Annotated in this window: 18 protein-coding genes and 1 pseudogene; 9 read left to right on the forward strand and 10 right to left on the reverse strand. The window is 47.2% G+C overall.

The annotated features are described in order from the left end of the window. Positions 1–268: 268 nt before the first annotated feature. The 4 genes from ulaR to ulaG all read right to left on the reverse strand — a co-directional run bounded on the left by ulaR (position 269) and on the right by ulaG (position 4,007). Positions 269–1,027, reverse strand: a complete 759-nt coding sequence (ulaR, locus tag MPHASIOC01_RS20420) for an HTH-type transcriptional regulator UlaR (protein WP_353613171.1) — start codon at positions 1,025–1,027, stop codon at positions 269–271. Positions 1,028–1,115: 88 nt separating this feature from the next. Beyond that, positions 1,116–1,988: an L-ribulose-5-phosphate 3-epimerase gene (locus MPHASIOC01_RS20425; protein WP_353613172.1), complete on the reverse strand. Its 873-nt coding sequence runs from the start codon at positions 1,986–1,988 to the stop codon at positions 1,116–1,118. Between the two features lie 18 nt (positions 1,989–2,006). Next, entirely contained in the window at positions 2,007–2,831 is an 825-nt protein-coding gene (locus MPHASIOC01_RS20430; RefSeq protein ID WP_353613173.1) for a Cof-type HAD-IIB family hydrolase, read from the reverse strand. 108 nt (positions 2,832–2,939) lie between these two features. After that, a complete protein-coding gene (ulaG, locus tag MPHASIOC01_RS20435; protein WP_353613174.1) occupies positions 2,940–4,007 on the reverse strand; it encodes an L-ascorbate 6-phosphate lactonase in 1,068 nt (355 codons plus the stop codon). A 481-nt stretch (positions 4,008–4,488) separates the two neighbouring features. On the opposite strand from ulaG, the gene MPHASIOC01_RS20440 reads away from it, so the two are divergent. The 5 genes from MPHASIOC01_RS20440 to MPHASIOC01_RS20460 all read left to right on the forward strand — a co-directional run bounded on the left by MPHASIOC01_RS20440 (position 4,489) and on the right by MPHASIOC01_RS20460 (position 10,102). Next, positions 4,489–6,261: a PTS ascorbate-specific subunit IIBC gene (locus MPHASIOC01_RS20440; RefSeq protein ID WP_353613175.1), complete on the forward strand. Its 1,773-nt coding sequence runs from the start codon at positions 4,489–4,491 to the stop codon at positions 6,259–6,261. Between the two features lie 56 nt (positions 6,262–6,317). Continuing rightward, positions 6,318–6,797, forward strand: a complete 480-nt coding sequence (locus tag MPHASIOC01_RS20445) for a PTS sugar transporter subunit IIA (RefSeq protein WP_353613176.1) — start codon at positions 6,318–6,320, stop codon at positions 6,795–6,797. Positions 6,798–6,854: 57 nt separating this feature from the next. Continuing rightward, positions 6,855–7,553, forward strand: coding sequence for an L-ribulose-5-phosphate 4-epimerase (locus MPHASIOC01_RS20450; protein ID WP_353613177.1), 699 nt, complete (start codon positions 6,855–6,857; stop codon positions 7,551–7,553). 106 nt (positions 7,554–7,659) lie between these two features. Next, positions 7,660–8,319 carry a 3-keto-L-gulonate-6-phosphate decarboxylase UlaD gene (locus MPHASIOC01_RS20455; protein WP_353613178.1) on the forward strand — a complete coding sequence of 220 codons (660 nt, stop codon included), beginning with the start codon at positions 7,660–7,662 and terminating at the stop codon, positions 8,317–8,319. Between the two features lie 478 nt (positions 8,320–8,797). Then, positions 8,798–10,102: a DUF2254 domain-containing protein gene (locus MPHASIOC01_RS20460; RefSeq protein WP_353613179.1), complete on the forward strand. Its 1,305-nt coding sequence runs from the start codon at positions 8,798–8,800 to the stop codon at positions 10,100–10,102. Here the strand turns inward: MPHASIOC01_RS20460 and nudI are convergent. From nudI to MPHASIOC01_RS20490, 6 genes are all read right to left on the reverse strand, one after another. Next, positions 10,097–10,522, reverse strand: coding sequence for a nucleoside triphosphatase NudI (gene nudI / locus MPHASIOC01_RS20465; protein WP_353613180.1), 426 nt, complete (start codon positions 10,520–10,522; stop codon positions 10,097–10,099). The two genes, MPHASIOC01_RS20460 and nudI, sit on opposite strands and share 6 nt — an antisense overlap. A gap of 216 nt (positions 10,523–10,738) precedes the next feature. Continuing rightward, entirely contained in the window at positions 10,739–12,037 is a 1,299-nt protein-coding gene (locus MPHASIOC01_RS20470) for an MFS transporter (protein WP_082917896.1), read from the reverse strand. Positions 12,038–12,529: 492 nt separating this feature from the next. Then, entirely contained in the window at positions 12,530–13,312 is a 783-nt protein-coding gene (locus MPHASIOC01_RS20475) for a DJ-1/PfpI family protein (protein WP_353613181.1), read from the reverse strand. Positions 13,313–13,578: 266 nt separating this feature from the next. Further along, a complete protein-coding gene (locus MPHASIOC01_RS20480; RefSeq protein WP_353613182.1) occupies positions 13,579–14,325 on the reverse strand; it encodes an SDR family oxidoreductase in 747 nt (248 codons plus the stop codon). 538 nt (positions 14,326–14,863) lie between these two features. Further along, a complete protein-coding gene (locus tag MPHASIOC01_RS20485) occupies positions 14,864–15,811 on the reverse strand; it encodes a GlxA family transcriptional regulator (RefSeq protein ID WP_064599406.1) in 948 nt (315 codons plus the stop codon). 253 nt (positions 15,812–16,064) lie between these two features. Then, positions 16,065–16,523 (reverse strand): carboxymuconolactone decarboxylase family protein, encoded by a 459-nt coding sequence (locus MPHASIOC01_RS20490; protein WP_064599404.1) that lies wholly within the window; start codon positions 16,521–16,523, stop codon positions 16,065–16,067. Between the two features lie 103 nt (positions 16,524–16,626). Here MPHASIOC01_RS20490 and MPHASIOC01_RS20495 point away from each other — a divergent pair, with 103 nt between their 5' ends. The 4 genes and pseudogenes from MPHASIOC01_RS20495 to MPHASIOC01_RS20510 all read left to right on the forward strand — a co-directional run. Continuing rightward, complete coding sequence (locus tag MPHASIOC01_RS20495) at positions 16,627–18,036, forward strand: PLP-dependent aminotransferase family protein (protein WP_353613183.1); 1,410 nt, start codon at positions 16,627–16,629, stop codon at positions 18,034–18,036. Between the two features lie 569 nt (positions 18,037–18,605). Beyond that, the gene (locus MPHASIOC01_RS20500) at positions 18,606–19,250 is read left to right on the forward strand and encodes a hypothetical protein (RefSeq protein WP_353613184.1); all 645 of its coding nucleotides are present in this window, start codon (positions 18,606–18,608) and stop codon (positions 19,248–19,250) included. Between the two features lie 3 nt (positions 19,251–19,253). Continuing rightward, complete coding sequence (locus MPHASIOC01_RS20505) at positions 19,254–20,114, forward strand: glycosyltransferase family A protein (RefSeq protein WP_353613185.1); 861 nt, start codon at positions 19,254–19,256, stop codon at positions 20,112–20,114. 159 nt (positions 20,115–20,273) lie between these two features. Beyond that, positions 20,274–20,758, forward strand: a pseudogene (locus MPHASIOC01_RS20510) (transposase); the annotation flags it as partial. Positions 20,759–21,136: the final 378 nt, after the last annotated feature.

The following is a 21,136-nucleotide window of genomic DNA, read 5'->3' on the forward strand; positions in this document are numbered from 1 at the left end:
CTCAGAACTGTGTCCCCATTATGTGGGCAGGAGCAGGATTCGTTGCCTGTACATGATTTACAGAAGAGAAGACACATCCAGTACAGATTAAGGCAAGTAAATACCAACCTGAAGCTGAATAGATAGTTTTAACTACAATACCAATAAAAAAACAACGCTCATGTCTGCACCCGGCAAGTGCCCGTAATAAGTTATTGCCTGATTATGCTGACACTATCCGCATCAGTGCTGACTGCCAGTGCAACACTGATGCATCATGTTGCTACTATCAAACAAGAATAATTTGTACGCCTTTACTTTGTAAAGCCTGTAACACCGTCGGGTCGGCATCGTTACCTGTGATAAGTATATCCACACGAGTTGCCGGACAAAATAACATACCTGCGCGCTGACCAACTTTACTGCTATCAGTCAGTACTACCAGCTTACCAACATGGTCGAGCATTTTTTGCTCAGCCATCGCTGTCAGCATATCCATTTTATAAAGCCCGTCTGCCGTAATCCCTTTACCACTGGTGAACATCCAGTGCCCGGCATAGAGTGAAGAAATTTCGTCCTGTGGTGCCAGGGTTATCGACTGGCTGCGGTTATACTGCCCACCAATAATCACCACGCCATCATGGCCTTCTTCAATTAAATAATTCGCCAGCGGGAAATAGTTGGTGATGACTTGCACGTCCTGACCACACAAGGCTTTCCCCAGTAAAAATGCGGTTGAGCCGCAGTTGATCACAGCACTTTCACCAGGCTGAATCAGGGCGGCAGCGGCCTGAGCTATCCTGATTTTTTCATCGTGATTGGAGCTCAACTGGCTGTTTAATGGCGACCAGACACTTTTTTCTTTCACTGGCAGCGCTTCTGCACCATTACGAACCTTACGCAACTTACCGATTTCATTGAGTTTATTGATATCCCGACGGGCTGTGGCAGGCGAAATTGAGAAAGCTTCCATTAGGCCGGACACCGTCATATGTTGCTGTTGTTGCAGCAAGGTCAAAATGGCATTATGCCGTTGTGCTTCAGTCATTGCCTGCTCGCTTATGATTATTCTTGATGAAAAATAATCATTTTACTCATTTTGAGAATGAATGCCATCAAGTTCACCGTAAACACAGTCATGCAAATGAAACCCCACTCTCCTGAGCCATTATTTCCAGGCGGGATTTAGCCAGTGCGACATTGTCGGCCCAGTTTTCGTCCTGCGCCCACATCTCCAGCACCAGAGGGCCTTTAAACCCGATCTCTGACAATGTGTGAAACACGGACGGAAAATCAACATCGCCTTCACCAATGACCAGGTCACGGAACTGGCCTTTACCCGGCCCACAGACCTTACGGGTTTCTTTTAAGTGAATTTGAATAATATGCTGACGGCTGAGTTTTAGCTCCGTGCAAATGTCGTAATTCCAGCCTGTAATGTTGCCAACATCCGGGTAGGCCATAAAAAATGGTGATGGGATATGACGTTTGAGAATTTCGAATTTACTCAATGAGTTAAGGTAAGGTGTATCCATTATCTCCACTCCCAGCATGACACCAGCCCGCTCAGCCATTTTGGCAGCTGCCTGCATACCAGCAATGAAGTGTTGATTTGTTTCCGGGCTTTGGGGTTCATAATAAACATCGTACCCCGCGAGCTGAATACAGCGAATACCCAGTTTACAGGCGAGTGTTATGGCTTGTTCCATTATCTGGTGGGCCTTGTCACGTACTTCCGGATCCGTCGAACCAAAGGGAAAGCGGCGGTGTGCGCTAAGGCAGAGTGACTGAATCGGCAGACTGTATTGTTCACTCAGGCGGCGCAACCAGGCGATGTGGCTATCGTCCCATACCAGCCGGGCCTGACGTTCATCGGACTCATCAATCGACATCTCAATAAAGTCAAACCCCAGTGCTTTTGCCGCCTTTATTTTTTCTTCCCAGGTTAAATGCGCGGGCATGGCTTTTTCGTAGAGTCCAAGGCGAAAGTTATCTTCTTGTGAGTACATAATGCCTTCCGGTTTTGGTCAAAAATATGTCTCGATAATGTCCAGAACACCACGCCCCTCATTAGTTTGTGGTGTAATGCAGTCTGCACAGGATTTGACTGTGTCGTTCGCATTCGCCATGGCAACTCCGAACCCTGCCAGGCGAATCATGGAAATGTCGTTATCGTTATCGCCAATGGCGACAAGCTCAGCTGGCGAGTAATGGCGTGCGGTGAGCAGAGAAAGAAGGCGGCGACCTTTACTGTTGCCCTGCCATGAAAAATCCATCCGATTTGACCAGGATTGTTCAGCACTGAAATGTGCATGGATCCATGTCTGGTCAGCAAACGCCCTGATTTTTTCTGTCTCGCCTTCAACTACAAATTTCCAGACCTGGATGTTATGAGCCAGACTTTGTTCGAGGGACGGCACTGCGATTATTTTAGGGCGATAGTCCGCCGGGCAGGTTTCCGCCCAGTCTTTCAGCGAGGCTATATATTGCGCCGGCTGGCGCTGTGCATACACCATGGCTTCAGTAACATAAATGACCAGGCTCAGTTCATGTGACTTAGCCTGTGCCAGCGCAATAAATTGTGCGGCAGCTTGTGCCGGAATGGCGTCAGCTTCCACCACCATCTGACGCCCATAGTCATACACATAGGTACCGTTGCAGCAAATAATGGGCGTTTGTAATCCCAGTTGCCGGTAATAAGGTTGCGCGGTTGTATGGTGACGGCCTGTGACCAGAATGACTTCTACCCGTTCACGTAGTGCATGTATTGCGTCGCATACCGCAGGGACAATCTGGTGCTGGCGAGTGAGCAATGTCCCATCCAGATCCAGCGCTAAAACTCGGTATGTCATAACAGCACCTCCTGACTTGTGCTGTAAATGACGGTGTGGCAATACGCGGTCATATCAAGAGTGCGATCCAGAAACAGACATTGCGTGCTGCCACACCCGTCAACAGGTTTACAGGAAAGATTTGTAAGGTAATTCAGGCTCATCCGTGAATATATCGTCAAATCCGCGTGGGTGCTGATAATGCATTTTCCCTTTATCTGTCGGGAAGGTATATTTCCCTCCAGGCTGCCAGAAGAAAGGATGGAAACTATAATCCAGCCGGTCTTTTTTCATTGACCACAGCACTTCAATTTCACGGGGATCACTCTGGAAATTCGCCCAGATATCATGGTGGAACGGGATGACGACTTTGGCCTTCAGAGACTCCCCGGCTCGTAAAATATCTGACGATGTCATTTTGTCTGTCACACCACGGGGGTTTTCGCCAAATGAAAGCAATGCGACATCTATCTGATTTTCATTACCATGTTTGGCGTAGTAATTGGAGTAATGAGAGTCGCCTGAGTGATAAAGGTTGCCGCCAGACGTTTTTACCAGGTAATTGACAGCACGCTGATCCATCCCATCAAGGATCTGCTTATCATGTGAGGACACTCCCTGAGGCAAAGTCACTAATGCCGTGCGGTCAAATGCATCAAGAACATTGATTGTGATATCACCGACGCTAATTTCATCGCCGGGATGGACGGTGATACAACGATCTTGCGGCACACCCCAACTTTGCCATAAGTCAACACAGGCCTGGGGGCCAATAAATTTGACATGGCTGCCGCAGTTCTTCAGCACGGCAGCAGCAACGTTAATATCAATATGATCGGCATGATCATGTGTCGCCAGTACAGCATCAATATGCTGAATACCGAATGGATCCAGAACAAAAGGCGTGGTGCGCAGATTAGGTTGTAAATTACGTACACCGCCCATTCGCATCATTTGGTGCTGTTTTTTCATCAGAGGATTGGCATGCGTTTTTTTGCCCGTCCCACACCAAAAATCAATGGATATTTGTGTGTTACCTGCTGATTTTAGCCAAATGCCAGTACAGCCCAGCCACCACATGGCAAAAGTGCCAGGTAACACATCTTCCTGTTCGATCTCTTCATTCAGCCAGGTTCCCCACTCCGGGAACGTGTTCAAAATCCACGACTCGCGAGTGATTTCATCAACATGACTCATTGTTGCACTCCTGTTTGTTCATCAGCCAGTGTAGTGACAGGACAGGCAACGACAGGTAATTTGTCATCGCATGACCTCTTATGATTTTTAATGACTATATCAGCGTAGTTATGATTATCAATGATTATTTATGTTTTTTTGTAGTCAGGATGATTTTCGTGCATCTCTCGAGACAAAAAACAAACCTAACAAGATGATTAATATAGTTTTTAATATTATCAATGCGCTCGGCAAAGTTTATGGACAATGAGAACAATGCTATTTCAGGTAAAATTGAGAGAACCTTCTTGATAAAATGGAAAGAGATATCGCTCACATAAAGTCATAAAAAATCTTTTTGTGATTCCTTGTGATTGGTATGGTTAACACGCGAACAGAAACAGGCGAGTGATGATGAGGTTGCGTTGGTCATGTTGTCAAATCAACACCCGTAGCAAATTCAATCCCATCAGCATAAAAATCCTTATACCGGAGCATCATCATGGAAACCCTGTATAACATTTTTTATATCTTCTATAACCAGGTAATGACGAAGGCCCCGCTTTTGCTGGGTATCGTCACCTGCATTGGCTATTTGTTATTAAGACGTGATGTGACAACTGTCATTAAAGGCACCACAAAAACTATCGTGGGATTTATGTTGGTCCAGGTAGGGTCTGCCACGCTGGTCGCGGGGTTTAAACCCGTAGTAGACAAAATTGCGGAATACCATCATTTAGTGGGCTCGGTGATTGATCCCTATACCACAATGATGGCGACGATGGAGACCATGGGGGATAAATACGCCTGGGTTGGTTACACTGTATTGCTTGCGTTGGCGTTGAATATTTTGCTGGTAGTCTTCCGCCGTTATACCGGCATTCGTACTATCATGCTCACCGGGCATATTATGTTCCAGCAGGCTGGATTAGTTGCGGTCTTTTATCTGGTGCTTGGCGCATCTATGTGGGAAACCATCATTTATAGCGCAATTCTTATGGCCCTTTATTGGGGGATCTTCTCCAATATCATGTTTAAACCCACGCAACAGGTTACAGGGGGTGCCGGTTTTTCAATTGGCCATCAGCAGCAATTCGCCAGTTGGATAGCCACGAAAGTAGCCCCAAAATTGGGTAATAAAGAAGAAAGTGTTGATAACCTGAACCTGCCAAAATGGCTGCATATTTTTCACGACAGTATTACCGCAACCGCCATTGTGATGACGGTATTCTTCGGTATTATTTTATTGTCCTTTGGCCTGGATAACCTGCAAAAAATGGCAGGAACAACCCACTGGTCCATTTATATTATTGAAACCGGGCTTAAATTTGCCGTTGCTGTTCAGATTATTGTTGTCGGCGTAAGGATGTTTGTTGCTGAACTATCTGAAGCATTTAAAGGTATTTCAGAACGTGTGATCCCTAATGCCGTATTAGCCATTGACTGCGCAGCTATTTATGCTTATTCCCCGAATGCAATGGTCTTTGGCTTTATGTGGGGAGCAATTGGGCAATTCGTTGCCGTTATTGGGCTGTTAGTCTTTAAAGCCCCGATTATGATTATCCCTGGTTTTATTCCCATGTTTTTTTCAAATGCGACCATCGGTGTTTTTTCCAACCAGTTTGGCGGCTGGAAAGCAGTGATGAAAGTCTGCTTTGTGATGGGGATTATTGAAGTTCTGGGATCCGCCTGGGCAATTCATATCTTTGCTGTACAGGGTACCGCCTTTAATGGCTGGATGGGAATGGCCGACTGGGCATTGCTCTTCCCTCCCATTATGCAGGGGCTGTCTTTCTCTTCCCTGTTCTTCTTTATTTTGTTGGCAGGTGCAGGTGTATATATGTTTTTTGCTTCAAAAACACTGCGGGCAGAAGAAGATACCGTAATGGCAGAACAGCAAGTTGCGAATCCTGGCAATGAAACCCTCCATGAACTAACAGAACTGCAAACATCTGAACCCGAAGCCAGCGCGGAAGAACGCCCCATCCGTATTCTGGCTGTGTGTGGTAATGGTCAGGGATCATCAATGATGATGAAAATGAAAATTGGAAATTATTTGAAGCAAAAGGGTATTCCAGCCGTGATGGATTCCTGTGCGGTTTCTGATTATAAATCCCGATTACTGAATACAGACATTATTGTGTCGTCCAGACATTTAGCCGGAGAAATGGAACCTGGAGAAGGAAAATTTGTACTGGGTGTACAAAATATGCTTAATCCAAATACATTTGGCGACGAATTACTCAGTCTGATTAAAAACAATTTTAGTCATTAATTTTTTGGTAATCACCCGGTCTGGCCAGAGACATATCTGGTCAGTGAGGAGCAAAGATGAAATTTAAAGAATCACTGATTGAAAATGATGCTATCCGGTTGCAGGCAACGGCAAGTGACTGGCGCGAGGCAATAATCATGGGAACAGATATGCTGGTGGCTTCTGGCGCGGTGACGCCTGAATATCCGCGCGCCATTATTCGCAGTATTGAGTCTCATGGTCCTTATGTGGTGATAGCCCCTCAGTTTGCCATGCCACATGCCCGCCCGGAAGATGGCGTGGTACGAACGGCTTTTGCTTTAGTCACACTGACCACCCCTGTTTATTTTGAAGGAGAAAACGAACCCGTTGATGTTCTGGTGACACTTGCCGGGAGCTCCTCGGATGAACATATGCAGGGGCTGATGGAAGTGACACAGGTGCTGGACGACCCTGACAGCGAAACGGGAATTAACCTGGATAAATTTCGCAAGTGTCAGACAAAAGAAGACGTTTTTCGCGTTATTGACGCCGCATTATGCGCTGATGAGGCATAACTCACACTGATGTCAGAGTCTTTTGAAAATGTTCTTCAGGAAATCAAAGGGGATGCAATGTATCTGTCATTGAAAAAAGCGGCTCTGGAAGCCAACCTAGCTTTACCTGCGTTCAATTTAGTGACATTAACCTGGGGGAATGTTTCACAAGTTGATCGTGCGAACGGGGTGATGGCTATCAAACCTTCAGGCGTGAGCTATGAACAAATGCAGGTTGAGGACATCGTCGTTGTGCGTCTTGATAACGGTGCCGTGGTTGATGGACAGCTTAATCCTTCCAGTGACACTGAGACTCACCGGGTTTTATATCAGGCATTTCCTGACATTGGCGGCATTGTTCATACGCATTCCCGCCATGCCACTATTTGGGCTCAGGCAGGGATGGACATTCCGGCTCTTGGCACTACCCATGCTGATTATTTTTATGGCGACATTCCCTGTACCCGACAACTGACGGATAGAGAAATCAGCGTTGATTATGAAACCCATACAGGGAAAGTGATAGTGGAGTGCTTCCGGCAGTTAAAACTCAACCCGAATGCAATGCCTGGTGCCTTAATCTCCGGACATGCCCCTTTTTGCTGGGGGGAAAATGCCTCAGACGCAGTCCATAACGCTATCGTGCTGGAGGAGGTGGCTGCTATGGCACTGTCCACCCGGACGCTGAATACCCGTATCCACCTCCAGCAGGCGCTGGCGGATAAACACTATTTCCGTAAGCATGGCGAAAAAGCATATTACGGGCAACACCATTAATAACTGGAATCTGCACAGCAAAAACGTAATGGCGCTGCGTGTTACCCGCCAGGCCCAGTATTACGCAAAACATTGTGCAGCAATGAAATAACGAAGGAGTAAGGTGATGACCAAACCTCTATTACAAATTGCACTGGATTCAACAGACCTTGCAACCGCAGTCACAGTTGCCAATCGGGTAGAAAGTTATGTCGATGTGATTGAAATTGGCACCATTCTGGCTTTTGCCGAGGGGATGTCTGCCGTAAGTACGTTGCGCAAACGCCACCCAAATCACATTATCGTGTGCGATATGAAAACGACAGATGGCGGAGCGATTCTGGCCCGGATGGCTTTTGAAGCAGGCGCAAACTGGATAACGGTGTCAGCCGCTGCGCATATTGCCACCATTGCCGCCTGCAAAAAAGTCGCCGATGAATTTGGTGGAGAAATTCAGATAGAATTGTATGGGCACTGGACCCTGGATGATGCGAGAAGTTGGGTTGAACTTGGGATTCAGCAGGCGATTTATCACCGTTCGCGGGATGCTGAACTGGCCGGAGTCAACTGGACGCAAGACGATCTGAGCCGTATGCGCGCGCTGTCTGAACTGGGGTTAGCAATTTCCATTACCGGTGGCATTGTTGCAGAGGATATTCACTTGTTCCAGGGGATACATGCAAAAACCTTTATTGCCGGGCGGGCACTGGCTGCAGATGACGGGCACAAAATGGCAGGAGCACTGAAAGCGGAAGTGGACAAGTACTGGCCTGACAAGAACGCCTGACTTCCTCACCGGCATCTAAAGCCAGAGATGAATACTGGTGCCGGGGTATTACCGTAAGAGGAAAGTCGGCTGGTGTAACAAGTAAAAAATCACCGTCAATAAAAAACCGGGGGCTTATACAACTCCCGGTTTTTATTCCCTGAAAACTTATATAATAAGATTCTGCATATTGGTGGTACTTCCTGCTTAAGAAAAAAATAAAATATAATTTTGTCAGTAATATTTTTTAACACAGCCACCAGGCGCACTTTATTTAACAACCGACTTTCACAAATAATCTTTGGTGATTATCACAACCTAATGAACTTCGCAGAACCATTTATTCCAGGGATAGTTACTGTTACAACAAAACCTGAGTCCGAAATATTATCAGCCATATCAGAAAGACAGGCAGATTCAGGAAAATTTGCTGTATTATTAATAAGACTGGCCTCAGGCTGACACACCCCCGCCTGGTCACATTGCATGAGGACGATTGATGATTTCACGCTGGCAGTTTGTACTGACGCAAGTGTTCCACAAACTCTGGTTCAGAGCCACTCTGTTTGCCATTGCCGCCATTCTCACAGCACTGATATCTATTGCTGTAAAATCATTTATCCCACCCGCATTTTCCGGGATAGTCGGCGCGAAAGCGGTCGATAATATTCTGAATATTCTGGCGTCCAGTATGCTGGCCGTCACGACCTTTTCACTGAGCATTGTTGTCACCGCCTATGGCTCTGCCACAACCAATGTCACGCCGCGTGCAACTCGCCTGGTGGTGGAAGACACCACAACCCAAAATGTACTCGCCACTTTTATTGGCTCTTTTCTTTTCAGCCTGGTGGGGATTATCGCCCTGAATATGGGCGCTTATGGCGAGCGTGGTCGGGTAATTTTGTTTGTTGTAACACTGGTAGTGATTGCACTGATTGTACTGACGCTATTGCGCTGGATTCAGCACCTGACTTCTCTGGGCCGCGTGGGGGAAACAACTGCCCGGGTGGAGAATGCAGCTTTGCGGGCATTTCACGCACGGGCTGAATCCCCCTGCTTAGGTTGTTTCCCGTGGGTGGAAAGTGGCACGCAACCTGAGGGGACACAGGCAATTTTTTCGCCTTCCGTAGGTTATGTTGAGCATATTGATATTGGAAAGCTTGCCGCCATGCTCGCTGGCAGCCCGATACATGTTTATATCGCCGCCCAACCCGGGCACTTTGCGCATCCGTCCCAGGCAGTCATGTACACCACTGAAAAATGCAGTGATGCGTTCCGGCAGCGTCTGTTGTCTGCACTGAGTATTTCAGATGCCCGCTCTTTCCACCAGGATCCGCGTTTTTGTTTGTGCGTGATGGCTGAAATTGCCTGCCGGGCACTGTCACCAGCCGTGAATGACCCAGGCACCGCTATTGATGTTATTACCCGTGGTGTAAGGGTATTATCGGTATGGGCTGAACAGACGGAACAAGCCGAACAAAAAGCACAGGTTCTCTACCCGCAAATTCACCTTGCTCCTCTCAACCCCGACAACCTGTTCGACGATATTTTTTCACCTGTGGCGCGCGATGGCGCTGCTATGCGTGAAGTGCAATTGAGGCTATTAAAATCACTGGCAATGCTGGCAAAAGCCTGGCCCGAACGCTACGCCAGTGTGGCTCGCAAGCATGCCGAAGAAGTGATGAACCATGTCACCCGCGCCGGGCATATTCAGCCAGATAGGGTATTACTGCGTAGCACTTTTGACGCGCTGTTTACCAGGGAGTTAGCCAAAGGTGAGAAAAACAGTGCCACCCGGTTATAACCATCCTTTTAGGGTAAAAGTTAACCGGGTTGCTTCATTTAAATCCATTTTTTTGAGATCCTGTGGCAGAACCCAGGCTATTTCCTGGAACTCTTCATTAAACGTAATTTCTCTATTAGCACTGATACAGTCAAATATCAGGTAAATCATATAAATTTCTTCTGTTGTGCCATCGGCATAAGTTTTATTTCTGATATCATCGCGAAAAGCCCAGGGCTTAATTTGGTTTATGATCAGTGCATCCCCCAGTTCTTCCCGAATTTCACGCCGCAGCGCAGATTCCATGGTTTCCCCCGGCTCCATTCCACCACCAGATAATGCCCACTGACCTGGAAATACGCCACGATCGTCTGCCATTTTACATAGCAAATATGCTCCTTCATTCTGAATGATGGGGCACACTATGGTTCTCTGCCGCATGAATTTTTCCTGTATTAGTTTATTTTTGGCATATTACACCCGGGCAGTAAAATAATCTCGCCAAATTAACACACTGGATTACTCTCAAAACACTCTTTTACTGGCTGTGTTACCACCACAAACAAGGGGCAGTTCCCTGCCCCTGACATCTTTAAGAGAGAAAAAACGCGCCAGGCTGTTATTCCCACTGAGTGCTCACCTGACAACCTGGTTTAATCAACGATGTGACGAAGAAACCGAATGCTGATTCTTCGTCACCTGTGAACGCCGGTTGGCAGTTGTCGGGTTGCCTGTGGATTCTTCCCGCCCGGTGATGACCATCCCCTGGGTTTCACGCCCGAACGCCACCAACACACAAATCAACACGGCGACGGCCCCGGCCACACAAGCCATCGCAAAGCCGTAGTTGCCCTGATGCGTTTCAGCAATACGCGCCTGAAGTGTTGCGTTAACTGATGCCAGTAGATTTCCCAGTTGGTAGACAAAGCCAGGCAAGACAGCACGGGCATTGGCGGGTACCAGTTCGTTCAGCCAGGTTGGAACCACACCCCAGGCACCCTGCACCATAAACTGCATCAGGAAAGCCCCTAAACCAATGGTGAAAGAACCACTGGAGAACGCCCACAACGGTAACACTGGCAACGCCAGAAACGCCGCAGTAATAATGGCTTTTTTACGGCCAATATGCTCGGAAAGCGCACCAAATAAGATCCCCCCCATCATCGCAGCAATGTTATAGCAAATGGCAATAATGCTGACAGTATGGGGAGAGAAGCCATGTTGAATTTTCAGGAAGGTGGGGTAAAGATCCTGCGTACCATGGCTGAAGAAGTTAAAGCACGCCATCACAACAACCAGATACAGACACAGTTTCCAGTGCATGCGTAATATTGGCATCAGCGCAGTACTTTCTTTACGCGCGCGGGCAGACAACCACACCGGGGATTCTGGTACTTTAAACCAAATGTAGGGCAGCATAAGTACCGGTAATGTGCCAATCAGGAACATACCACGCCATCCCACCAGGCTGTAGAAAATGCCAAAAACAATCGAAGAGAGTAAGTAGCCACAGGGATAGCCTGCCTGAAAGATCCCGGACATCAACCCACGGGAACGGTCTGGAATCGTTTCCATCGCCAGCGACGACGCCACACCCCAAATCCCCCCCATCGCAATACCGTAAATCAGCCGGAACGCCATAAAGGCACCTAATGTAGGGGACCAGGCAGAGAGTAACTCGAACAGCGAGAACATCGCGACATTAAGCATTAGCACCGGTTTGCGCCCATAACGCTCTGCCAGGCGTCCGAATAACAATGCCCCAATCGGCCTTACAGCCAAAGTTAACATGATTGCCAGCGAGACTTCCGCCACACTCGAGTGGAAGTAGCTGGCCAAATCACTCAGTACAAAAACCAGGATAAAAAAATCAAACGCATCGAGAGTCCATGCGCCAAAACAGGCAAAAGCAACATGACGCTGCACTGGCGTCCAGGTAAGAGGTGTAAAAGACATGGATATTTCCTTTCTGTATTTGCGCACCGTGCTGTGCTGGCGAGCGCAAAGCCAGGCAAGGAGGCAGGGAAAAACCCTTGTCGGATTGGCGCTGCCAGCCCCTGTGATATCACGAAAAGCAGAATTGTTACTGGTTTGTTATAGCAACAAAGTTACAACAATTGATTAAAAAACTTGTTTCATACTGTAATAATAGACTGCTTAGTATTTCTGAATGTCATATTTGATTAATGGTAAATGCCACAGACATATTGATTGAGAATAAAGCTGCGTATCAGCCAATTTACCAGTCGCTGGCCCGGCAAAAACACACAAGGAGGGAAAAAATGGAAGCAATACACAGACTGGCTTTTGATATTTATTAGTTTCCAGCCCAATGTAACAGTAAAGCCATTGCATTATAGTGTTCAGAATATAATACGCGGCAATGTGGGTTTAGTTTCATTGCCGCCAGTACAAAATCGGTACAGAAATGAGCTTGCCTGTTAACCTTTAGCGCACGCCGGGAATTCTGGCGAGCCCTTTAGAGGCGCCGGGAAGTTGCTTATCGACCATTGCAATGATCTCCGGACGGGCTTCCCGGGGGTGGCCTGAATGGAACGGTGGCGCAGGATCGTACTCAATGGCAAGTTGCGCGACTTCTGCGGCCTGTAGCCCCCGCAGTTTTGCGGCAACCCGAAGAGCAAAGTCAATACCTGCTGTTACACCACCGCCACTCATAAACCGGCCATTGTCATCTTCAACAAAGCGATCCGGAACCGGGATTGCACCATATTCAGATAACTTATTGATAAAAGCCCAGTGGCAAGCGCTTCGTTTTCCCTTGAGGATCCCCGTCGCTGCAAGAACCAGCGAGCCATTGCAAACTGACGTAACGTATTTAGCACCATCGGCGAGACGTCGAATCTGTTTTAAATACTCCGGCTGCATGGGTACAGACAAATTCGATCCCCCAGGGACCAGAATCAAATCCGTTTTTTCAATATCGGCCAGTCGTTCGGTCTTACCGTAGACAACACCGAATTCGAGAATGACGTTCCCCCCATTAAGACTTGCATAGCGAACATTTGTGTTCGGTATTCTGTGAAAGATTTCGCTTGGGCCGGCAAAATCAAGCAGTGTTCCACCATCGTAATTGACAATTAAAATATTGAGGGGCTCATTTGAATCAAATTCTCCGGTATTATTTCCCTGAGCCAGTGCATCAGGGGCATGACCAGACAGGGTGACACTTTTCCCCTGTGCATGAGCGTTACTGATAGCGCCATTTGCCATAATGGCCCCAAGAGCAGCAGCACTTCCGTATTTAAGGATATCCCTACGGGAATGACCGGCTCTGTGCTGTGAACCCTCAAATGAACTATATTGATTATATTCTTTCAAGGTTACTTCTCCTTATATTCCGATCTCTGTTCAAGAGAATCGGATTTAATACGAGTCAGTTAAATTATCCTTTGTGGCGTAATGCCGGGCGGATAGTTGACTTAAATCAGGAGCACAAACAATGAAGTGAGGCGTTTTATTAAAACGACAACCCAAAATTAAAGCTGTGAGGCGCCCCCATCAACAATAAGTTCCGTGCCAATGACATATGACGATTCGTCACTGGCAAGGTAGACCGCTGCATGGGCTATATCTTCTGCCTTACCCATGTGGCCGGCCGGGATTGTTTTCGCCATCGCCTGTTTGCGCTCGCGAACTTCCTCATCAGATAAGCCCCACTTGCTTATTAATGGTGTATCAATCGCGCCGGGAGCAATGGCATTAAACCGGATCTTCCTGTCAAGAAACTCATAAGACCAACTGCGGGCAAGTGAACGTACTGCTGCCTTGGCTGCGGCAGTTAACGAGATACCATGCTTACCGGTTTGCGCGACGAAAGAGGTATTAAGGATAAATGAAGAACCCTCACGCAGGATGGGCAATGTAGCCTGTAGTGTAAAAACTACGCCCTTGACATTGACGTCCATGATATCGGTATAAAGGCTTTCAGAAATTTCTTGAAGGGGTGAAGGAAAGGCCAGGCCTGCATTTGCAAACACCACATCCAGGCCGCCAAAACTCTCTTTCACCTGCATCGCGACCCTCTGCATATCTGCAAGCGAACGAACATCGCCTTTCAGAACAACAGCATGCTCTCCAAGCTCTGCTTTCACATCGCCAAATACAGATTCATTACGCCCCGTCACTATTACCCGGGCACCTTCGGCGACGAAGAGTTTGGCCGTCGCCAGGCCAATTCCGCTGGTGCCTCCAGTGATTAATGCAACTTTATTCTGCAGTCTCATTTTGTCTTCCTCTCTTTGTTTCTTTATTGATCAGGCCTGAGGCCTGACACACCGCGACCCAGGGTCGCTACGATTACTTGTTCCGATTGTGTAACACGCAACGAATGGCGTAAAGGTCGTATAAACCTCAAAAAAGGACATAATATAAGAGAAGAAAACAAGTCAATGGTGAGTGAGAATGGCAATGCCGGTTGCAACCACGGCGCAGGGTGGCGTTAATAAGGTAATCACCAGCAGAATGGCAGAGCAACTGCCATGATGTGTTGGGCGATAACACTGGGAGTGTCAGATATTCTGTGCCATTCCCGCACTATACGAATCACAGGGAATAAACGTGGCCCGGCGCCCCCGATTGCGATAACACCTTCAGGGAACGCCATTTGGTCAGGTTTCAATCAGAAGAAATTGGTAATGCCTGTCCAGAGCCTGAATCAGGCATTGTCGCAGTGAGTCATTTATTGCGAAGGGCGGCTGCAAAATGCCATAGCGCTGCAGAATTTTAAGGTGAAACAACATGCTGAATGGTTTTGGTCGATTCTCAGCGGCTGCGAAGTAACCGACTCTGCCGACGAATGGATTGCGGTGGATGCCCGTACAGTTTAACAAAGGCCCTTCTCATCCGCTCGGAATCGACAAACCCAACAGCCCGGGCAACCTGTTCAATTGATTCACTGCCATCCAGTAACCGAATACGTGCAGCTTCAACACGCAAACGCTCTACTGCCCTTGCTGGCGTTTCCCCCGTTTCCCGGAGAAACGCCCGACCAAATTGCCGAACACTTAATCGCGCGACTTCGGCGAGTCTTTCGACAGGCAACGCTTCAGCTAAATGTTCTCTGGCAAAATTGAGGGTTATCCGAATACGATCTGATTCTGGCTCCATTTGTGACATAACAGAAAATTGAGACTGCCCTCCCGCTCTGCGGTACGGAACAACCAGCAGCCTGGAGACGTTTCGGGCCGTTTCCGGCCCCATGTCTTTCTCTATCAGCGCCAAAGCCAGATCTATTCCTGCAGCGATTCCTGCTGATGTCCAGATGCCATCATCTTCAGTGTATATGCTATCACCATCAACCCGGATAAGCGGAAAACGTGACTGTAACTGAGACATATACCGCCAGTGAGTCGTTGCCCTTCTACCATTGAGTAATCCAGTTTCTGCAAGCAAGAAAGCACCTGTACAGACACTTGCCACCCGAGGTGTCTGTTCAGCCAGTTGCTTCGCAGCTGCAATATTCGCAGAAGTTTGCATACAACTGATATCACCACCGACAAATAAAACGGTATCAAGTTCTACTTGCCCGGCAGGACGCGCTGCAACAGGGAGCCCTGCATTACCAATAAGTTGCCCACCTGACTGGGAGATTATATGAAGCTCATAAGGGCTACGTTCAGCGGCTGCAGCTACCTGATTAAAAGCCGAAAGCGGCCCGGCGAGATCAAGAGCATCGTGACCATTGCAAATGAAGAATCCAACTCGATGCATTTTATGAAAGGGCTCAATAATTGATAACTTGACTTATTTTATGGGAAATATGCTTTTTCAGTCAAACCGGTATTAATATTACTCCCACTCAGAACGTTAAAGTCCGCTACGACCGCAGGTCACAGGGAAAAGCCAGAAAGTAACGACTATGACTATAAAAAATCCATTTCTGATTATACGGTTAGCAGGGTCTACAAACGCATAAAATATCATGTGTACAACAGCCCGAGCCACCTGCTACCGGAAATGATGACTAATTGGATGTTGCCGCTTCCTGAGGAACATTCCTGAAGCTGATAGCAAGACGGTTATAAGCATTGATCAGGCCGATTGCCATGGTAAGATCCGCCAGTTCCTTATCCCCAAAGACGGCAGATGCGGCTTTGAAAGCTGCGTCCGGGACATGAGTTTCTGAAACTCTGGTCACAATTTCAGCCCATGCCAGTGCCGCTTTTTCACGTTCGGTAAAAACGTCACCCGCTTCATCCCAAACCTGTACCAGCGCCAGCTTAACAGGCGTAAGCCCCTTTTTCAGCAGAAAGCGGGTGTGCATGTCCAGGCAGAAGGCGCAACCATTAATTTGGCTCACGCGAAGATTCACTAACTCTACAAGCGTATTTTCCAGGCCACATTGCGCAATGTAGGCGTAAACGCTGCCAAGCGCTTTAACGCCAGCTGGAGAAGTTTTATTGTAATCAATACGTTGGCTCATTTTTTATTTCCTTTATCGTTGAAAGTGAGTAAAGCTTACCAGCTGGATTTACACTGAAAAGAACCAAAACGAGCAGATTTTGATGTACCACGAAGGCAGCCATATGAATGAAAAAAAGTTTAAACTCACGATAGTAAGTGATGCCAGGGTATCGCTGTCCGAACAGATCCGTCGCGGGATTACGGAGGCTATCATGAGCGGAGTACTACAACCCGGCGCAAGATTGCCCTCATGGATAGACCTGGCCACACAGTTGGGCATTTCACGCGGCACGGTAAAAACCGCTTATGAACGTTTGTCAGATGAACAGCTTGTCGAGATGTCTCGCTCCCGGGGAACCTGTGTTGTCGAAAATCTGCCCTTAAGTTCTGCAGCAGATACAGTGCCTGAATTTGTCCCAACCTCAGAGTTGTATCAGAACTTTTTATTTCCTACTGGCGATTTTCAGATGGGTATCCCTGCGAGCGATGTTTTTCCTGTGCCTTTGCTGTCACGTCTGTTTGCTGCTTCTGCCCGTAAAGTCATGTCTCTAAAACAAGTTTATTGCGATCCGCGGGGGGAAAATGAGCTGCGCCGTGAGATAGCCGGTCAGTTGACACTTTCCAGAAGAATCAAATGCCATTCATCTCAGGTTTTTGTCACCACGGGCTTCACTGGCGGGCTCGGCCTGGTGCTGCATGCCCTGTCTTTACAGGGTAAAAAGGCATGGGTTGAAAATCCGGGCTTTCCCCCGGCAAGGAAGGCGCTCGCCCTTGCCGGACTGACAACCGTTGCTATACCGGTTGATTCGCAGGGAATGGATATAGAATACGGTATACGTCATGCTCCGGATGCCTCAATTGCGCTGGTTACTCCAGGGCAACAAGCTCCGTTGGGTATGACTCTACCGCCTGAAAGGCGTAACCGATTACTTGAGTGGGCCAATGAAGGGGATCGCTGGATTATTGAGGATGATTATCTCGGTGAACTCCAGCTGAGCCGACGTGCAGCACCCTCACTGGCGGCACAAGATACTTTCGACCGGGTCATCCATATCGGATCTTTCAGTAAAACAATCAGTCCATGCCTGCGTCTGGGATTTGTCGTTGTTCCCCCTTCACTCGTCGAAGCCGTTGCAGATGTTGCTGCCTGCCTTTCACCTGCTCCGGATCCCGCTATTCAGCTCACGGTGCTGGCTTTTTTGAACGGCGGTCATTTTTTACGTCATCTGCGCAAAATGAAAAGGGTTTATCACACCCGAAGCCTTGAACTGGCCCGAATCATGGGTAATTTTGGCTACAAAACACATATTCACGGTTTGTCGGTTTTAATTGATCTTCCTGATGGTGCTCAGGACAAGGCCATCGCGCATTATGCCTGTCATTTTGGATTAGCACCTTCGCCTCTTTCTGCCTGGTATCTGCCGAACACATCTTCTCGCGCAGGCTTGTTGCTTGGGGTGTCGGGGAAAGAAGGCGAGCCGTTAATTCAGGCGTGCGAGCGGCTTGACAGCATAATACGCAAATTATCCTGACTGACATATTCCAGTGAGGTCGATGAAATCAGTGATGCCGACAGGCAAGAATGAACGCAGGGATTAACCCCGGAGAAGGCTGAAGCGGGTAAGGTGTGCAGAAACACGTATGGCGTATAACGCAGAGCGAAAGAGATGATCGATTAAACCGATCGATGTAAGAAAATTGATCTGCAAAATGAATTATCCAGCCTGGTAGTCCCTGTGCTAAATTTCCAAAAACTCACTTAATGTATTGTTTATTAATTTATTTCCTGCCTTCCGGCGGGCGGCTTTCTTTTGTCCTGCGAGCACGGCACCGGAATGCGACAGCAGGTGATTGAATGAAAAGATGTGCCAGATGTAACAAGAAAAGAGGCGTTCTGGACCGGATCTTCGGGCTGGATAAAGAATTCTGCGATGACTGTCTGATGGTGGTTAACCAGGAAATCAGAGAAAAACGCGTTGTATCAAAACCAGCACGAAAATCACCGGAACGTTCTTCCTGATAATGTGTTTTATTCGTCACATTTGACTCGTATAAGGTAACAACTCTGAAGCGTTCCGTCTCTTTACACTTTCCTTGTTCAATGAAAATTAACCTCATCACGCCTGCCATAAATACAGTTGACAGCATCGGGGTTCTGGTCAATACACGGCCCGGTGAAACAATACTTCGAACCTCAATCATTGTTGTGGATGAGCGTATTGTGGTGGAGCTTCTACGGGAGCGGTTGCGCATTGAACGCGCAGCACAGACCTGTATCGCCCTTTTCAATGCGCGGCATACTGACAGTACCGAACATCTGCGGCATTATGCTCACCGCAGACAACCTTGCAATCAGGTACTGCGTACCTGCTTTCGCACACGAATAACCGTGCATTACTATTACTGCAATACTGAAGCCGTACTCAAGCGACAGCTTCATCTGCTGGCGATACTGCTGCGCCTGGGCGGTTATTTTCCGAAAGACGATGCCTCAGACTTTTTCCCGGAAAAATGCCTTATTTTGCTCAACATCCCGGCAATGAGTTTCAGGCTGATAAGTGACAAAGTCTCTGATATCATTACGGTTGTTTGTCGCGAGGTTCACCGCAACAAACAGCTTTGGTCATTCAGGTGCTATTGCAATACCCATAATTTGAGCATCCAGCTATACCGGCAACTGCTGGAAGTACCATCCAGCCAAAATCATCAGGTGCCTGATAGGCTTAATCACATTATAAGAGTGTAATATATGAAATCATCGGCAGAATTAATTTCAGGACGCCATTTACTGGATAAGTCTCATATTAAGCTTTCATACATAACCCATTTTTATTGCAACCAGAATTCGATTGACTCTGTAGTTTCTTTGTTACGTGAATATGAAAAATTTCCAGCTGATATTATTGATGCCATCGAGTTTGTGATCGTTGATGATGGCTCTCCTCTTGAGTATCAAATTCCCACATTAAATTTAAACTACCGATGGCTAAAAATCACAACAGATATTCAGTGGAATCAGGGTGGAGCGCGTAATCTTGCAGTAACATACGCTAAATCGGATAAAATCCTGATGACGGACCTTGATCATGCCTGCCCGGCAGAAACACTTCGCTATTTGATTAAAACTTCTAATCCAGGGCGTAAGTTTTATAAATTACGCAGAAAGGATGTCCACGGTAAAATATACAATGGGCATTCAAATATCTTCTTCATGAGTCGGGCAAGATTTCTTCGGTTTTACGGCTATGATGAAGAGTATTGCGGTCATTATGGTGCCGAGGACTACCGTTTTGTGAAGTTCCAGAAATATCATGGTTCTAAGCAGTCATATCTTCCTTCATCAGTCTGGTGTTATTCACGCGAATTAGATCGTGAAGGTGCTTACCACAGTCTGAAAAGGGATTTGAGTTTTAATACTCCGGTCGATAAACGTAAACAGAATGAATGTGAATTATTCGGGGCGGAATACGGACACAGCCGAATCTTTCTTAATTTTGAGTGGAAAGTGCTTAGCTCCGGTACCCGTCAACCATCGGCATTACCAGTAATACGGCGCTACTGGAAACTATCCTGGTGGTGGCGCTGGCTCAATCCGTTTGCTGCAAAATAGTGCCTGCAGGATTCACACAGGCAATATAGTGTGTTTTCTGTAGAGTTTTTCCTGTTTTGCTTTCATGGATGTCTCATAGAGCCCCCAGTTTGCAGATGCAGGAGATTGAGTTGTTCTCAGACCATTCAAAAGACAACAGAGATCTCCTGGCTAAACTGCATTTATCCACAGACAGAGGTGCAATTGTGTGTCACTCACCAGATCCACAACTTGATTAAATATGTGGTCTCAAAGCACCATAAAACCTTCATGGTCAACCTGAAGTCCGGTGTATTACGGTGTCAAAAGAAGCCGCGGAAATTGCGCAGGATGAGCTGGAGGCTAAATGGGGCAAAAAATATCCATTGGTATTTCAGTCCTGGCGACGCAAATGGGAAAATCTGCTGGCGTACTTCCGTTATCCTGCGAATATCTGCAAAGTTATCTACGCCACCTACGCGATAAAACCGGTACACAGGCAGTTCAGAAAACTGACCAAAATGCAAGGTGTTTTCCCGAATGAAAACAGCCTGTTGAAACTGCTTTATTGGGGTCTGATGAATACGCAGAAAAAATGGACAATGCCGATCCAGAGCTGGAATTTGGCATTGTCACAGTTAGCCATTTATTTTGAGGGTTGGCTAAATAATGTCATGATGCTGTAGTAATTTTAGCGTGACTCAGAATTCTGAACTCTCTCTAAACAATAACCCTGTCCCAAGAGACGTCATAATTTCGCCATCCTACTTGTGTTCTGACGCTTTGTAATCCATTCCCCATTCACTGTTCTGGCACGTAAAAAGCCTCTCTGCAGCGACTTAAACCCAGTTACTGCGGCGAAAGTTATCATAGGTTAGCTCACCTTAAACTAGACTGCATTAATTGGCCGTTACATTAAACGGTTACTGGGACTGAAATACTCACTTGTGTCAACGCCAAAACTTATGGTCGTTATTCGCTCAAAACTGCCATCGACCGTTGCCTTGCACACATTTTTCAGAATTTTATACTGCAAATTTGATTAAATATCACTTATCGTAATA

The sequence above is a fragment of the Mangrovibacter phragmitis genome (genome assembly GCF_040429585.1).
Taxonomy (GTDB): Bacteria; Pseudomonadota; Gammaproteobacteria; order Enterobacterales; family Enterobacteriaceae; genus Mangrovibacter; species Mangrovibacter phragmitis.

Excerpts from the sequence above, each read along its gene's own strand:
- ulaR (WP_353613171.1), bottom strand. The coding sequence starts at position 1,027 with ATGACTGAAGCACAACGGCATAATGCCATTTTGACCTTGCTGCAACAA.
- MPHASIOC01_RS20425 (WP_353613172.1), bottom strand. The coding sequence starts at position 1,988 with ATGTACTCACAAGAAGATAACTTTCGCCTTGGACTCTACGAAAAAGCC.
- MPHASIOC01_RS20430 (WP_353613173.1), bottom strand. The coding sequence starts at position 2,831 with ATGACATACCGAGTTTTAGCGCTGGATCTGGATGGGACATTGCTCACT.
- ulaG (WP_353613174.1), bottom strand. The coding sequence starts at position 4,007 with ATGAGTCATGTTGATGAAATCACTCGCGAGTCGTGGATTTTGAACACG.
- MPHASIOC01_RS20440 (WP_353613175.1), top strand. The coding sequence starts at position 4,489 with ATGGAAACCCTGTATAACATTTTTTATATCTTCTATAACCAGGTAATG.
- MPHASIOC01_RS20445 (WP_353613176.1), top strand. The coding sequence starts at position 6,318 with ATGAAATTTAAAGAATCACTGATTGAAAATGATGCTATCCGGTTGCAG.
- MPHASIOC01_RS20450 (WP_353613177.1), top strand. The coding sequence starts at position 6,855 with ATGTATCTGTCATTGAAAAAAGCGGCTCTGGAAGCCAACCTAGCTTTA.
- MPHASIOC01_RS20455 (WP_353613178.1), top strand. The coding sequence starts at position 7,660 with ATGACCAAACCTCTATTACAAATTGCACTGGATTCAACAGACCTTGCA.
- MPHASIOC01_RS20460 (WP_353613179.1), top strand. The coding sequence starts at position 8,798 with ATGATTTCACGCTGGCAGTTTGTACTGACGCAAGTGTTCCACAAACTC.
- nudI (WP_353613180.1), bottom strand. The coding sequence starts at position 10,522 with ATGCGGCAGAGAACCATAGTGTGCCCCATCATTCAGAATGAAGGAGCA.
- MPHASIOC01_RS20470 (WP_082917896.1), bottom strand. The coding sequence starts at position 12,037 with ATGTCTTTTACACCTCTTACCTGGACGCCAGTGCAGCGTCATGTTGCT.
- MPHASIOC01_RS20475 (WP_353613181.1), bottom strand. The coding sequence starts at position 13,312 with ATGGCAAATGGCGCTATCAGTAACGCTCATGCACAGGGGAAAAGTGTC.
- MPHASIOC01_RS20480 (WP_353613182.1), bottom strand. The coding sequence starts at position 14,325 with ATGAGACTGCAGAATAAAGTTGCATTAATCACTGGAGGCACCAGCGGA.
- MPHASIOC01_RS20485 (WP_064599406.1), bottom strand. The coding sequence starts at position 15,811 with ATGCATCGAGTTGGATTCTTCATTTGCAATGGTCACGATGCTCTTGAT.
- MPHASIOC01_RS20490 (WP_064599404.1), bottom strand. The coding sequence starts at position 16,523 with ATGAGCCAACGTATTGATTACAATAAAACTTCTCCAGCTGGCGTTAAA.
- MPHASIOC01_RS20495 (WP_353613183.1), top strand. The coding sequence starts at position 16,627 with ATGAATGAAAAAAAGTTTAAACTCACGATAGTAAGTGATGCCAGGGTA.
- MPHASIOC01_RS20500 (WP_353613184.1), top strand. The coding sequence starts at position 18,606 with ATGAAAATTAACCTCATCACGCCTGCCATAAATACAGTTGACAGCATC.
- MPHASIOC01_RS20505 (WP_353613185.1), top strand. The coding sequence starts at position 19,254 with ATGAAATCATCGGCAGAATTAATTTCAGGACGCCATTTACTGGATAAG.